This window comes from Streptomyces sp. NPDC003379, assembly GCF_053589195.1.
The window spans coordinates 14,971-28,810 of sequence record NZ_JBSFRK010000002.1; the positions used below are offsets into that span (position 1 = coordinate 14,971).

Below are 13,840 nucleotides of genomic sequence, written 5' to 3' on the forward strand. Positions count from 1 at the left end.
CCCGGCAGCCCGCCGTCACCGGCGTGCCCCCCTTCACACAGCGCCGGTGACGGCCCCTCTCGCGCTCCGCCCTTGACCGGCAGAAATCTTCGGGATATCCGTAGCCCCTGAAAGTTTCCTCCACCCCGCAGGAGCGCCCGTGCCCCAGCCCGACGACCGGAGGCTTCGCGGCCTCGTCTCCGCCATGTCCCTGGAGGAGAAGGTCGGCCAGCTCTTCGTGATGCACGTGTACGGGCACACGGCCACCGACCCCGACCCGGGCGACGCCGACATCAACCTCAGGGAACTCGGCGTCCGCGACGCCGCCGAGCTGATCGCCCGCTACCACCTCGGCGGCATCATCTACTTCGGCTGGGCCCACAACACCCGCGACCCGCACCAGATCGCCGCCCTCTCCCACGGCATCCAGCAAGCGGCGGCGGCGTCCCTGCCGTCGGGCGTCCCCGTACTGATCTCCGTGGACCAGGAGCACGGCGCCGTCGCCCGCATCGGCGCCCCCGCGACCCTGCTCCCCGGCGCGATGGCCCTCGGCGCCTCCGGTTCGCACGCGCACGCCCGCGAGGCGGCCCGCATCGCCGGCACCGAGCTGCACGCCCTCGGCATCCGCCAGGACCACGCCCCGGACGCCGACGTGAACGTCGATCCCGCCAACCCGGTCATCGGCGTACGTTCCTTCGGCGCCGACCCCGAAGCGGTCGCCGGTTTCGTGACCGCGCAGATCGAGGGCTACCAGAGCGCGGGCATCGCCACCGCGGCCAAGCACTTCCCGGGACACGGCGACACGACGGACGACAGCCACACCGAGCTGCCGCACATCCACCACACCCGCGAGGAGTGGGACCGCTTCGACGCCCCGCCCTTCCGGGCGGCGATCGCCGCGGGCGTCGACTCGGTGATGACCGCCCACATCGTGGTGCCCGCCCTGGATCCGTCGGGCGACCCCGCGACGCTCTCCCACCCGATCGTGACGGGCGTGCTCCGCGAGGAACTCGGCTTCGACGGCGTGATCGCCACGGACTCGCTGGCGATGCGCGGGGTCCGTACGAAGTACGGCGACGACCGTGTGGCCGTACTCGCGCTCAAGGCGGGCGTGGACCAGCTCCTCAACCCGCCGCAGCCGCGGGTCGCCCGGGACGCCGTGCTCCAGGCCGTCAGGGACGGCGAGTTGACGGAAGACCGCATCGACGAGTCGGTCCTGCGGGTCCTGCGCATGAAGGCGAAGGTGGGCCTTCTGCCCGACACCGGAACAGGGACCCAGGTCACCGGAACCGGCACTCCGGCCACCGGAACCGGCACCCCGATCACAGCCGTCGGCTCCCCTGACCACCTCGCCGCCGCCGACCGCATCGCTGACGCCACCACGACCCTGCTGCGGAACGACGACTCCCTGCTGCCGCTCTCCCCCCACACGCACCGCGACATCCTGGTGGTCGGCGCGGACCCCCGTTCGCCGTCCGGCACGACGGGCCCGCCGACCACCGTCCTCGCGGACGCCCTGACCGGCCTCGGGTTCACCGCGACCGCGCTGTCCACGGGCACGGCCCCGGACGCCACGGCGGTCGAGCAGGCCGTGGCGGAGTCCAAGGGCATGGACGCGGTGATCGTGGCGACGTACAACATCTCGACGCACACCGTCACGGCGAGGGACAACACCCAGGCGGCCAACGCCACCCTGGCCACGGCCCCGGCCACGGCCCCGGCCCCGGCCGCCCACAATGCGACGGCCGTCGAGGACGGCCAGACCGCCCTGGTCGCCGCCCTCAAGGCCACCGGCGTCCCCGTCGTCGCCCTCGCGATCCGCAATCCGTACGACGTGGCCCATCTGCCCCCCGTCGACGCCGCGCTCGCCTCGTACTCCTGGACGGACGTCGAACTGCGCGCCGCGGCACGGGTGATCGCGGGCCGCGCCGTGCCGCGAGGGCGGCTGCCGGTGCCGGTACGGCGGGCGGACGACCCGGCGCAGGTGCTGTACCCGATCGGGCACGGGCTGACGTACTGACGCGTACGACGCGCCCCCGGCGCACCACCGCCGACTGCCCCAAAGCCTCTCGCGCGGCTGGCGTGGCCCCGCTCCGACGGGCCACGCTGGGGGCACATGTCGGGGGGACAGTGATGCTTGCCTGCACCGGGGCGCGGCCTCGTACGGTCACGGAGACGATCGCCGCACTGGTGCTCGCCGCCGCGCCGCTGCTGGCTGCCGCGCTGCTGTTGACCGGCTGTCAGAAGTCCGGCGTCTCGAACGACGGCGACGACGGCGGCTCCGCCTCGGGACGCATCGACGACCAGACGCCCGTGATCTCGCGCCCCACCGGTTTCGGCTCGGTGTTCCTCGCCGTCGGCGAGTGCGGTTCTCGGGGGCACGAGACGTTCACGGAGGTGCCGTGCACCAGCGAGCGGGCGGCGGCCCGGGTCGTCGCCCGTCGCGACGGCAAGGCCGGACAGGGCCCGCCGTGCCCGGCCCGCACGGACTTCGTGCTGCACATCAGCGAGAGCAGGCCCGCGGTCGACGAGGACGGCGACGGGGCGGTACCGCGCGGCCACGCCTGCATGCGGAACCTGGAGCCGCCGCACCCCGGTGATCCGGGAGGCGGCGGTGGGCCGCGGACCATCGTCGGCGACTGCGTGTACGGCGCGGGGCGCGGCGAGGTGCGGGAGACGGCCTGCGACGGCTCCGGAGAGCGGCAGCCGGAGTACCGCGTGGCGTCGGTGGTGCGGAACCGGGCCGCGTGCGGGGCCTCGACCGCCCTGTACGTGGCTGTGGGCGGGGACCGTCCCGTCGGATGCGCCGTACGGCTGTGAGGCCACGGGGCTCCGCCGTCAGCAGAGGATCCACCCCGTGCTGACCCCGCGCCCCCCGACCTTCCCCGTCACGCGCACGCACCGGTGGCCCGCGTGGACCGTCACCGGGCCCGCACGGTGGGTGTAGCGCCCCTTGTCGCGCGCGGCGCGGCTGCCGCGGGCCTGCACGCTGACGGACATGGTCCTGCGGGGGCCGGGGCGCTTGGCGATGGTCATGGCGCAGACGTAGCCGCGGTTCTTGAAGACCTCGACCTTGCCCGTGCTGAAGGGGAGGGTGCGCACCTTGTGCCCGGCGCACGCTCCCGCGGCGGCGTGGGCCGTGCCGGCGCCGGGGCCCGCGAGGGCGAGCAGGACGGAGGCGGCGAGCCCGGCGGCGCCGAGCGCCAGCCGCCGTCGTATGCGACCACGGCCGCGACCACTGCTCACGGTTTCCCCTCCCGCCACTGCGGCATCAACGTACTGATGTACGGACGCGGACGGCCGCCCGCATGGTTGCGGGATCCCCTGATTTTCTGACCTGGCCGGCCCGATCGCCCCCGGCCGCGCCCCGGTCGCGCCCCGGCCGCGCTCAGGCGGCCTCCACCGGCTCCCCCACGAACGTCCGCCACAGCCGCGCGTACCGCCCGTCCCGGGCGAGGAGTTCCTCGTGCGTGCCGTCCTCGGCGACGCGGCCGTCGTCCATCACGACGACGCGGTCCGCGCGGGCGGCCGTGGTGAGGCGGTGGGCGACGACCAGCGTGGTGCGCTTGCCGGCGATGCGGTCGGTGGCCTGGTTGACCTGCGCCTCCGTGGCGAGGTCGAGGGCGGCGGTCGCCTCGTCGAGGAGCAGGATGTCGGGGTCGACCAGCTCGGCGCGGGCCAGCGCGATGAGCTGGCGCTGCCCGGCGGAGAGGTTGCGGCCGCGCTCGGTGACCTCGTGGAGGTAGCCGCCGTCCAGGGTGGCGATCATGTCGTGCGCGCCGACCGCGCGGGCGGCGGCCTCGACCTGGGCGTCGGTGGCGTCGGGCCGCCCGTAGGCGATGGCGTCCCTGACCGTGCCCGCGAAGAGGTAGGCCTCCTGCGGCACGACACCGAGGCGGTGGCGGTACGACGTGATGTCCAGGGACCGCAGGTCCGTGCCGTCCACCGTGACCCGGCCGCCCGTGGGGTCGTAGAAGCGGGCGACGAGCTTGACGAGCGTCGACTTGCCCGCGCCGGTCTCGCCGACGAAGGCGACGGTCTGCCCGGCGGGTATCCGCAGGCTCACGTCGCTGAGGGCCTCCTCCTCGCCGGTGTACGCGAAACTCACGTCCTCGAAGGCGATCTCGCCGCGCAGGGAGAGCACGTCGAGGGGTTCGTCGGCGTCCTTGGTCGACGTCGGCTCCTGGAGCAGCTCCTGGATGCGGCCGAGGGAGACGGTGGCCTGCTGGTAGCCGTCGAAGACCTGGGAGAGCTGCTGCACGGGCGCGAAGAACAGGTCGATGTAGAGCAGGTAGGCGACGAGCGCGCCGGTCGTCAGCGTGCCCGCCTCGACCCGGCCCGCGCCCACGATCAGCACGGCGACCACGGCGACGGACGACAGGAACTGGACGAACGGGAAGTACACCGAGATCAGCCACTGGCCCCGGATACGGGCCTGGCGGTAGCTGTCGCTGTTGCGCGCGAACCGCTCGGCGCCCGAGCGCTCGCGCCGGAAGGCCTGCACGATGCGCAGGCCGGCGACGGACTCCTGGAGGTCGGCGTTGACGACGGAGACCCGCTCGCGCGCCAGTTCGTACGCCGTCACGCTCGACTTGCGGAAGAAGTACGTGCCCACGATCAGCAGCGGCAGCGTCGCGAAGACGACCAGCGCCAGCTCCACGTCGATGACGAGCAGGGCGACCATGATGCCGAAGAAGGTGACGACGGAGACGAACGCGGTGACGAGTCCCGTCTGGAGGAACGTGGAGAGGGCGTCCACGTCCGTGGTCATCCGGGTCATGATGCGCCCGGTCAGCTCCCGCTCGTAGTAGTCGAGCCCGAGCCGCTGGAGCTGCGCGAAGATCTTCAGCCGCAGCGAGTACAGGACCCGCTCGCCGGTGCGTCCCGTCATCCGCGTCTCACCGGTCTGCGCCACCCACTGCACGGCGACGGCGGCGAGCGCGAGCCCGGAGGCCGCCCAGACGGCGCCGAGCGCCAGCTGGTTGACGCCCTCGTCGATGCCGTGCCGGATCAGGACGGGCAGGAGCAGGCCCATGCCCGCGTCCACGGCGACCAGCAGCAGGCTCAGGAGCAGCGGCAGCCCGAAGCCGGCGAGCAGCCTGCGCAGTCCGTACGACTCCTCGGGCGTGACGGCCCGCGCCTCGTCGATGTCCGGCTTGCCGTCCGCCGGGGGCAGCGCGTCGACCTGGGCCAGGAGTTCGGGCGTGGACGGCATTCCGGAGAGCGCGGTGTCCTTGGGCTCGCGGTCGCCGGTCCACAGGGCGGGCGTGATACCCCTCTCCGCGTCGAACTCGGCGTCGAGTTCCTCGCGTACGGAGGTGTCCTCGGGCAGGTCGGCGGGGAGCGCGTGGCCGGGCGAGACGCCGCCCAGCTCGTCGGGGTCGGTGAGCAGGCGCCGGTAGAGGGCCGAGCGCTCCTGGAGTTCGTCGTGGGTGCCGAGGTCGGCGAGGCGCCCGTCGTCGAGGACGGCGATGCGGTCGGCGAGGTTGAGGGTGGAGCGGCGGTGGGCGATGAGCAGCGTCGTACGGCCCGCCATGACACCGCGCAGCGCCTCGTGGATCTCGTGCTCCACGCGCGCGTCCACCGCCGAAGTCGCGTCGTCCAGGACGAGGAGGCGGGGGTCGGTGAGGATGGCGCGGGCGAGCGCGATGCGCTGGCGCTGGCCTCCGGAGAGGGTGAGTCCGTGCTCGCCGACCGTGGTGTCGTACCCCTGCGGCAGCTCGGAGATGAACCGGTCGGCCTGGGCGGCGCGCGCGGCGGCCTCGATCTGCTCCTGGGTGGCGTCGGGATACCCGTACGCGATGTTCGCGCCGACCGTGTCGGAGAAGAGGAAGGAGTCCTCGGGGACGAGCCCGATGGCGGACCGCAGCGAGTCGAGAGTCAGCTCGCGCACGTCGCGTCCGCCGATGAGGACGGCGCCGTGCGTCACGTCGTAGAAGCGGGGCAGCAGCAGCGAGACGGTCGACTTGCCGCTTCCGGAGGAGCCGACGACGGCGAGGGTCTCGCCGGGGGCTATCTGGAAGGAGAGCCCGTCGAGAACGGGCCGGTCGTCCTCGTACGCGAAGCCCACGTCGTCGAACTCGACGGTGGCGGGGGCGTCGGCGGGCAGCTCCTTGGTCCCGTCCCGCAGGCTCGGCTCGGTGTCGATGAGTTCGAGCACACGGTCGACGCCGGCGCGGGCCTGCTGGCCGACGGTGAGGACCATGGCGAGCATCCGCACGGGTCCGACGAGCTGCGCGAGATAGGTGGAGAAGGCGACGAACGTACCGAGCGTGATCTCGCCGCGCACGGCGAGCCAGCCGCCGAGGGCCAGCATGGCGACCTGGCCGAGCATGGGGACGGCCTGGAGCGCGGGCGTGTAGCGGGAGTTGAGCTTGACGGTCCGCAGCCGCCCCGCGAAGAGCTTGCGCCCGACCTCGCGGAGCTTGCCGGTCTCCTGGTCCTCCTGCCCGAAGCCCTTCACCACGCGTACGCCGCTGACGGCGCCGTCGACCACTCCGGCGACGGCGGCCGCCTGGGCCTGCGCGTACCAGGTGGCGGGGTGCAGCCGGGTGCGGGAGCGGCGGGCGATGAGCCACAGGGCGGGGGCGACGGCGAGGGCGACGAGGGTGAGCGGCAGCGAGAGCCAGGCCATGATCACGAGGGAGATCACGAAGAGCAGGATGTTGCCGATGGTCATCGGCAGCATGAAGAGCAGGCCCTGGATGAGCTGGAGGTCGCTGGTCGCGCGGCCGACGACCTGCCCGGTGGACAGCTCGTCCTGGCGCCGCCCGTCGAGCCTCGTGATCGTCCCGTACATCTCGGTGCGCAGGTCGTGCTGGACGTCGAGGGCGAGGCGGCCGCCGTAGTAGCGGCGGATGTAGGTGAAGACGTAGACGAGGACGGCGGCGCCGATCAGGGCGCCGGCCCACGGCCCCATGGACCTGACACCGCCCTGCCCGTCCTCCCCGATGACGTCATCGATGATCACTTTCGTGATCAGCGGCACGAGGGCCATGACGGCCATGCCGGCGAGCGAGGACCCGAGCGCGAGCACGACGTCCTTCGGATACCGCCACGCGTAGCCGGTGAGCCGCTTGGCCCAGCCCGCCTGTGCGCCTTCGGGCCCGCCCCGTTCGTCCGCCACCAGTTGCCTCCCGTAGACCTGACCTGCCGAGAGGCCCAACACGGCGGGACGCGGATTTCATCCCGCCGCAACAAATCGCCGCGACGGGGACGGGCCTGCGTCACGGAGCCCTGTCAGTTGCCGGGGACCGCCACGAACGCCTCGCGCGGCGTGACCGTCGGGGCGTAGCGCCCGGCCGCGGGGGCCCGGGGCGTCAGATCCTTGTGGATGGCCTTGGCCACGCCCTGGATGGTGGCGACGCCGTAGTTCATGGTGCTGTTGCCGTGGGTGAGCACGGAGATCGTGTAGTCGTGGCCGCCGCCCTTGAACGCGCCGATGCTGTGCACCCGCCAGCCGTGGGTCGACCGCTGCAGCCAGCCGTTCTTGACGTGGATCTTGACGGCGGACGGAGCGCCTGCCGGGGTGCCCCAGCGCTGCGAGGAGATGACCTTGCCCATCAGCTTGAGGACGTAGGCGCGGGAGGCGTCGGTCAGGACGGTGTTGCCGCCGGTGAACAGGGCGAGGAGCTTCTGCTCGTCGGTGGCGTTGATACGGGTGAGCCCCCAGTAACCACCGGAGCCGGGCACCGTCCGGGTCATCTTGGCGGCCCGGAGGAAGCCCTTCACCTTGGCCGCGCCGAGCTGGCGCCAGAGCGTGCTGGTGGCCGCGTTGTCCGACTTGGTGATCATGGCGGTGGCGAGGTTCTTCTCGCGGGACGACAGCGCCCGCCCGGTCTTCTGGGCGTCCCACAGCAGCGTCGCGAGGACGGTCGCCTTGACGACGCTGGCCGAGTCGTACGAGGTGGTCGCGCGCAGGGTGCAGGTGGTGCCCGTGGTGCGGTCGTGGAGTCCGACCGCGATCGTGCCCTTGCGGTTCTTCAGCGCCGCCGTGATGTCCTTCGTGAGCTTGGCGGCCAGGCCCGGCTGCGCGGAGGCGCAGGTGACCTTCGGCGCCGTCGCGGCGACGGCGGTCGGTGCGCCCGCGGCCGCACCGAGCGGCACGAGCACCCCGGCGGCGAGTCCCGCCGAGAGCACGCGGGCACGCCTGGATATCCCGGATACCGGGTGAGTCATGGAGTTTCCCCATCCCCTTGGGTCCGTACGTACAAGACCCTCGGGGCCCGTACAAGCGCGCCCCCGGCGCACTCGCCCCGTATGACTCACCGATACCGGCGGGGGTTGTACGGAAAACCGCTGATCAGTTCGGTCGGTCAGTGTAGACGGGTTCCTCCTCCCCGAAATCGCCGTCGTACGCGAGTACGGGGAGACGGGCCCCGCGGCTGCGGGCGATCCCGGTCACCTCTCGCGGGGACCCGGCCATGGGGGCGGTGCCGTCAGCCGAAGTCCGCCACGTGGTCCGCGACCCATTCGCGGTATGTGCGTGCGGGCCGGCCGGTGATCTCGGCCACCGCCGGCGACACCTGCTCCGGCTCCGCCTCCATCTGCCCGTGGGCCTCGACGATGGCGCGGGCGTATTCCGGGGGCAGGCCCTGCGCCTCGAACGCGGCGACCGCCGCGTCTTCGTCCAGCTCTTCGAAGACCACCCGGCGGCCGAGGACGTCGCCGATCGTCCGGACCTGCTCAGCCTGCGTCAGCGCCTGCGGGCCGGTCAGGTGCGGGGCCTCGCCCACCAGGTCGTCCGTCGTCAGCGCCCATACCGCCACCGCCGCGAGATCCGCCTCGTGGACCAGCGACCGCGTCGCTCCGGCATGCGAGCCGCGGACGACGTCCCCTTCCTTGATCTGCTCCGCCCACGCGAGGGTGTTGGCCGCGAAGCCGCCCGCGCGCAGGAACGTCCACTGCAAGGTCGAGGCGCGGATCGCACGCTCGATCGCGGTGTGGAAGGCGAGGATGCCGGGCTCCGGCTCCACGGTGTCGTCGTCCGGCACGCCCCACGCGGACAGGTAGACGATGCGGCGCGCGTGCTTCTCCGCGGCCGCGATCACCGCGGGCGCGGCGTCCGCCGTCAGCAGCGGCCAGACGAGGAAGACCGCGTCCACCCCCTCCATGGCCGCCTCCACGGAAGCCGCGTCGGTCAGGTCGCCGCGTACCACCTCGACCCGGTCGGGCAGCGAGGCCGCCGCCGGGTCACGGACCAGGGCGCGCACGTCCTCGCCCGCCGCCAGCAGTTGCGCCACTGTGCGGCGGCCTGTCTTTCCGGTCGCGCCGGTCACCAGAATCATCGAGATCTCCTCGGTACGCGCTGCGGGTGCAACACCCACATGGTGCGACCTGAAGGAAGGTTGAGGTCAAGGGAATGAATGATCAGTTCCCGGCAAGATGCGTCGGCGCGAACATCCGCAGGAGGGCCGGGAGCACGACCACCGAGGGTCCCGGTTCCGCCAGCGCCTTCGCGAGGTCGTCCCGGAGTGTCTCCGGAGACGTCCGTACGCCCGGTACCCCGAAGGACTCCGCGAGGGCCACGAAGTCCGGGCGGGCCAACTCCGTGGCGGTCGCCTCGCCGAAGGCGTCGGACATGTACTCGCGGAGGATGCCGTAGCCGCCGTCGTCGACGATCAGCCAGGTCACCGGCAGGTCGTACTGCCGGGCCGTCGCCAGTTCCGCGATCGAGTACATCGCGCCGCCGTCGCCGGAGACCGCGAGGACCGGGTGGGAGGGGTCCGCGACCGCCGCGCCCAGCGCCGCGGGGAAGCCGTAGCCCAGGCCGCCCGCGCCCTGCGCCGAGTGCATGGTGTTGGGGCGCCGGGCGTCGAAGGCCGACCAGGCCCAGTAGGCGAGGATCGTCATGTCCCAGAAGGACGGCGCCGCGTCCGGCAGCGCCTCGCGCACGGAGGCGAGGATCCGCTGCTCCAGGGTGAGGTCCTGGTCGGCGATCCGCTCGCGGACCTTCGCGAGGAGCGCCGCGACCCGCTCGGGGGCCGTGGGGTCCTCGCGGGGCGTCCCGATCGTTTCCAGGAGCGCCGAGAGGGCGAGGCGCGCGTCCGCGTGGATGCCGAGCCCGGGGTGGTTGGACTCCAGCTTCCCGGCGTCCGCCTCGATCTGGATCACCCGGCCACGCGGCTTGAACGTGTGGTAGTTCGAGGACAGCTCGCCGAGCCCCGAGCCGACCACCAGGAGGACGTCCGCGTCCTCCAGGAGGTCCGTGGTGTGGCGGTCCTCCAGCCACGACTGGAGCGAGAGCGGGTGCTCCCAGGGGAAGGCGCCCTTGCCTCCGAAGGTCGTGACGACCGGGGCGCTCAGCCGCTCGGCGAGCGCGAGCAGCTTCCCCGAGGCGTCGGAACGTACGACTCCACCGCCCGCGATGATCACCGGGCGCTCGGCGCGGACGAGCAGGTCGGCGGCGACGGCGGTCAGCTCGGGGCGCGGCACGATCTCGTCGGGTGTGGCGTCCATCGCCGTGACGACGGGCAGCGTCGTCCCGGCGAGGAGCACGTCCTGCGGGATCTCCACCCAGACCGGCCCGTGCGGCGCGGTCAGCGCGGACTCCCAGGCCGCGGCGATGGCCGACGGGATCTGGGAGGCCGTGCGGACCGTGTGGACGGACTTCACGATGTCGCGGAAGGATGCCTGCTGGTCGCGGAGCTCGTGCAGGTAGCCGTGGCGGCCGCCGCCGAGACCGGCGACCGGGACCTGGCTGCCGATCGCCAGGACCGGTGACGACCCGGCCGCCGCCTCCTGGAGCGCGGCGAGCGAGGTCAGCGCGCCTGGCCCGGTGGACAGGAACAGCGGGGCGACCTCGCCCGTGATCCGGCCGTACGCGTCCGCCGCGAACCCCGTGTTGTTCTCGACGCGCAGCCCCACGTACGTCAGCGAGGAGCGCCGCAACGCGTCGAACATGCCGAGCGCGTGCTGGCCCGGCAGGCCGAAGACGGTGGTCGCGCCGAGTCCGGACAGGGTCTCGACGACGAGGTCGCCGCCGGTGCGGCCGGGGGGCGGGTTGAGGGCGGCCTCCGTCTGCCGCGGCGTGGGGCGCAGCACCAGGTCGTGGTCGTGGGTCATGCGGCGTCTTCTCCTTCTGGCCCGGGCTACGGCCCGGCGTGCCTTCCGGCCGCCGGACCGCGCACGGCCCGGCGTGCCTGGCGTGCCTGGGCGTTCAACGGCCTCGCGGCCGTGGTCACTTCGCGTTCTGCTCCGCCCCGGAGGCGCGTCCGGCGGCGCGTCCGGCGGCGCGTCCGGCGGCGATCTGCCTGCTCATGATCGTCGTCAGTTCGTACGCCGTGTGGGAGGCCGCCACCGCCGTGATCTCCGCGTGGTCGTAGGCCGGGGCGACCTCGACGACGTCCGCCGAGACGAGGTTGCAGGAGGCGAGGCCGCGCAGGATCTCCAGGAGCTCGCGGGAGGTCATGCCGCCCGCCTCTGGGGTGCCGGTGCCGGGCGCGTGGGCCGGGTCGAGGCAGTCGATGTCGATGGAGATGTACAGCGGGCGGTCGCCGATGCGCTGGCGCAGCTGGTCGGCGACCTCGTCGGCGCCGCGGCGGTAGATGTCCGCCGAGGTGACGATGCCGAAGCCCATCTTCTCGTCGTCGGTGAGGTCCTGCTTGCCGTACAGCGGGCCGCGCGTGCCGACGTGGGAGAGCGCCTCGGTGTCGAGGATGCCCTCCTCGACGGCGCGGCGGAACGGCGTGCCGTGCGTGTACTCGGCGCCGAAGTAGGTGTCCCAGGTGTCCAGGTGGGCGTCGAAGTGCAGCAGGGCGACCGGGCCGTGCTTCTTGGCGACGGAGCGCAGGAGCGGCAGCGCGATGGTGTGGTCCCCGCCGAGGGTCATCATGCGGGCGCCCGAGCCGAGCAGGTCGTCGGCGGCGGCCTCGATGGTCTCCACGGCCTCGTTGATGTTGAACGGGTTCGCGGCGATGTCGCCGGCGTCCGCGACCTGGGCGAGCGCGAAGGGCGAGGCGTCCTGCGCCGGGTTGTAGGGGCGCAGGAGGCGGGAGGCCTCACGGATGGCGTTGCCGCCGAAGCGGGCGCCGGGGCGGTACGAGACGCCGGAGTCGAAGGGCACGCCGACCACGGCGATGTCCGTCTGGCCGCCGACCTCGTCGAGGCGGGGCAGCCGGGCGTACGTCGCCGGGCCCGCGTACCTCGGGATGCGGGAGGAGTCGACGGGGCCGCGGGGGGTCGTCGGGTTCTCTGCGCTGCTCATGGTCGGTTTCCTCCTGCTGGTGCGAGTACTGCGATTCAAGTGTCGCGCGGCCCACTGACAACGGGCCGCGCGGAGAGTCAGACAGCCACCGGAGTATCCGGTTCCGGCTCTTCGGCGCCCTGCCCGGCGAGGCGTTCGCGCCAGGCGGCGAGGACCGCCGCGTCGGTCGGCCTGGTGGCGAGGGAGACGACGACGTACACGGCCAGCGAGATCGACAGGCCGTAGTAGACGGGCTCGTTGGCGAGGATTCCGTACCCCCACATGAGCCCGATGACGGACAGACCGCCGGCGGTGACCGCCGCGAGCGCGCCGGGCGCGGTGCCGCGCCGCCACAGCAGCCCACCGAGGATTGGCACGAGCAGACCGCCGACGAGCAGGTTGTACGCGACGGTCAGCGCCTCGACGACGTCGTTGAGCACGATGGCGATGAGGATCACGCCGACGCCCATGACGAGGATGAAGACACGGTTGCCCTTGACCTCGTCGTGCGGCTCGTCGCCGTCGCCGTCACTGTCGCCGGTCTTCACAGCCCCGCGAAGACGCGCCCAGATGTCGTTGTTGGCGACGGTCGCGCACGCGATGAGCGCCCCGGAGGACGTCGACATCACGGCGGCGAGCGCGGCGGCGAGGACGAGGCCCCGTACGCCCATGGGGAGTTCGTCCTTGACGATGGTCGCGAAGGCCGCGTCGGCGCTCGGCAGCTTGGGGTACATGACTTTGGCGGCGGTGCCGATGACGGCGCCCGCGACCGCGTAGACGAGGCAGTACGTACCGGCGACGGTGCCTCCGTAGCGGGCCACCTTGTCGCTGCGCGCGGTGAAGACGCGCTGCCAGATGTCCTGCCCGATGAGCATGCCGAACGTGTAGACGAGCACGTATGTGAAGATCGTCTCGCCGCCGATGCCCAGCGGATCGAAGTACTCCGTGGGCAGCTTCGCCCTCATCTCACTGAAGCCACCGGCTTTGACGACCGCGATGGGCAGCAGGAGCAGCAGCACACCGATGGTCTTCACCACGAACTGCACCATGTCGGTGAGCGTGATGGACCACATGCCGCCGAGCGTCGAGTACGCGACGACGATCGAGCCGCCGAGGATGATCGCGAGCGTGCGGTTCATGTCGAAGATGACGTCAAAGATCGTGGCGTACGCGATGGTCGAGGTGACCGCGAGCATCAGCGTGTACGCCCACATGACCACTCCGGAGATGATGCCCGCGCGCCCTCCGTAGCGCAGGTCGAGCATCTCGGAGACGGTGTAGACCTTCAGGCGCGCGATGCGGGCGGAGAAGAAGACACTGAGCGCGAGGATTCCCAGGCCGATGGTGACGACCATCCAGGCGCCGGAGAGCCCGTACTGGTAGCCGAGACCGACACCGCCGATGGTGGAGGCGCCGCCGAGGACGATCGCCGCCATGGTGCCCGAGTACATCCACGGCCCGAGGCGGCGCCCGGCGACCAGGAACTCGCTCTTGGACTTGGCGCGGCGCATGCCCCACCAGCCCATGGCCAGCATCCCGGCGAGATAGACGACGATCACTGTGTAGTCGACGGCCATGAAGGGGGCCTCCTTCGCGCACCTCGGTGGCGTGTCGTGCAGATGGGGGTGAGGACCGCCGTGGGGACATCCGCCCGTACCCACGGCCTGCGGTCGGCAC

General features: G+C 72.4%; 9 protein-coding genes. 2 read left to right on the forward strand and 7 right to left on the reverse strand.

All coding sequences use genetic code 11. The features are described from left to right. Nucleotides 1–184 precede the first annotated feature (184 nt). Nucleotides 185–1,999, forward strand: a complete 1,815-nt coding sequence (locus ACWDVB_RS02570; RefSeq protein ID WP_451515722.1) for a glycoside hydrolase family 3 protein — start codon at nt 185–187, stop codon at nt 1,997–1,999. 113 nt (nt 2,000–2,112) lie between these two features. Then, on the forward strand, nt 2,113–2,799 hold the full coding sequence (locus ACWDVB_RS02575) for a hypothetical protein (protein WP_451515704.1): 687 nt from the start codon (nt 2,113–2,115) through the stop codon (nt 2,797–2,799). A gap of 18 nt (nt 2,800–2,817) precedes the next feature. Here ACWDVB_RS02575 and ACWDVB_RS02580 read toward each other — a convergent pair whose 3' ends face one another. The 7 genes from ACWDVB_RS02580 to ACWDVB_RS02610 all read right to left on the reverse strand — a co-directional run bounded on the left by ACWDVB_RS02580 (nt 2,818) and on the right by ACWDVB_RS02610 (nt 13,740). Continuing rightward, nucleotides 2,818–3,225: a hypothetical protein gene (locus ACWDVB_RS02580; RefSeq protein ID WP_451515703.1), complete on the reverse strand. Its 408-nt coding sequence runs from the start codon at nt 3,223–3,225 to the stop codon at nt 2,818–2,820. A 142-nt stretch (nt 3,226–3,367) separates the two neighbouring features. Next, entirely contained in the window at nt 3,368–7,105 is a 3,738-nt protein-coding gene (locus ACWDVB_RS02585) for an ABC transporter ATP-binding protein (RefSeq protein ID WP_451515702.1), read from the reverse strand. Nucleotides 7,106–7,218: 113 nt separating this feature from the next. Continuing rightward, on the reverse strand, nt 7,219–8,157 hold the full coding sequence (locus ACWDVB_RS02590) for a serine hydrolase (RefSeq protein WP_451515701.1): 939 nt from the start codon (nt 8,155–8,157) through the stop codon (nt 7,219–7,221). 260 nt (nt 8,158–8,417) lie between these two features. Then, entirely contained in the window at nt 8,418–9,266 is an 849-nt protein-coding gene (locus tag ACWDVB_RS02595) for an SDR family oxidoreductase (RefSeq protein WP_451515700.1), read from the reverse strand. A gap of 82 nt (nt 9,267–9,348) precedes the next feature. Next, complete coding sequence (locus ACWDVB_RS02600) at nt 9,349–11,043, reverse strand: thiamine pyrophosphate-binding protein (RefSeq protein WP_451515699.1); 1,695 nt, start codon at nt 11,041–11,043, stop codon at nt 9,349–9,351. A 115-nt stretch (nt 11,044–11,158) separates the two neighbouring features. After that, nucleotides 11,159–12,184: an agmatinase gene (gene speB / locus ACWDVB_RS02605; protein WP_451515698.1), complete on the reverse strand. Its 1,026-nt coding sequence runs from the start codon at nt 12,182–12,184 to the stop codon at nt 11,159–11,161. Nucleotides 12,185–12,261: 77 nt separating this feature from the next. After that, nucleotides 12,262–13,740 carry a sodium:solute symporter gene (locus ACWDVB_RS02610; RefSeq protein WP_451515697.1) on the reverse strand — a complete coding sequence of 493 codons (1,479 nt, stop codon included), beginning with the start codon at nt 13,738–13,740 and terminating at the stop codon, nt 12,262–12,264. Between the last annotated feature and the right edge of the window lie 100 nt (nt 13,741–13,840).

Bases quoted from the DNA above. Each gene is read 5' to 3' on its own strand.
- ACWDVB_RS02570 (WP_451515722.1), top strand. From the start codon at position 185: ATGTCCCTGGAGGAGAAGGTCGGCCAGCTCTTCGTGATGCACGTGTAC.
- ACWDVB_RS02575 (WP_451515704.1), top strand. From the start codon at position 2,113: ATGCTTGCCTGCACCGGGGCGCGGCCTCGTACGGTCACGGAGACGATC.
- ACWDVB_RS02590 (WP_451515701.1), bottom strand. From the start codon at position 8,157: ATGACTCACCCGGTATCCGGGATATCCAGGCGTGCCCGCGTGCTCTCG.
- ACWDVB_RS02595 (WP_451515700.1), bottom strand. From the start codon at position 9,266: ATGATTCTGGTGACCGGCGCGACCGGAAAGACAGGCCGCCGCACAGTG.
- ACWDVB_RS02600 (WP_451515699.1), bottom strand. From the start codon at position 11,043: ATGACCCACGACCACGACCTGGTGCTGCGCCCCACGCCGCGGCAGACG.
- speB (WP_451515698.1), bottom strand. From the start codon at position 12,184: ATGAGCAGCGCAGAGAACCCGACGACCCCCCGCGGCCCCGTCGACTCC.
- ACWDVB_RS02610 (WP_451515697.1), bottom strand. From the start codon at position 13,740: ATGGCCGTCGACTACACAGTGATCGTCGTCTATCTCGCCGGGATGCTG.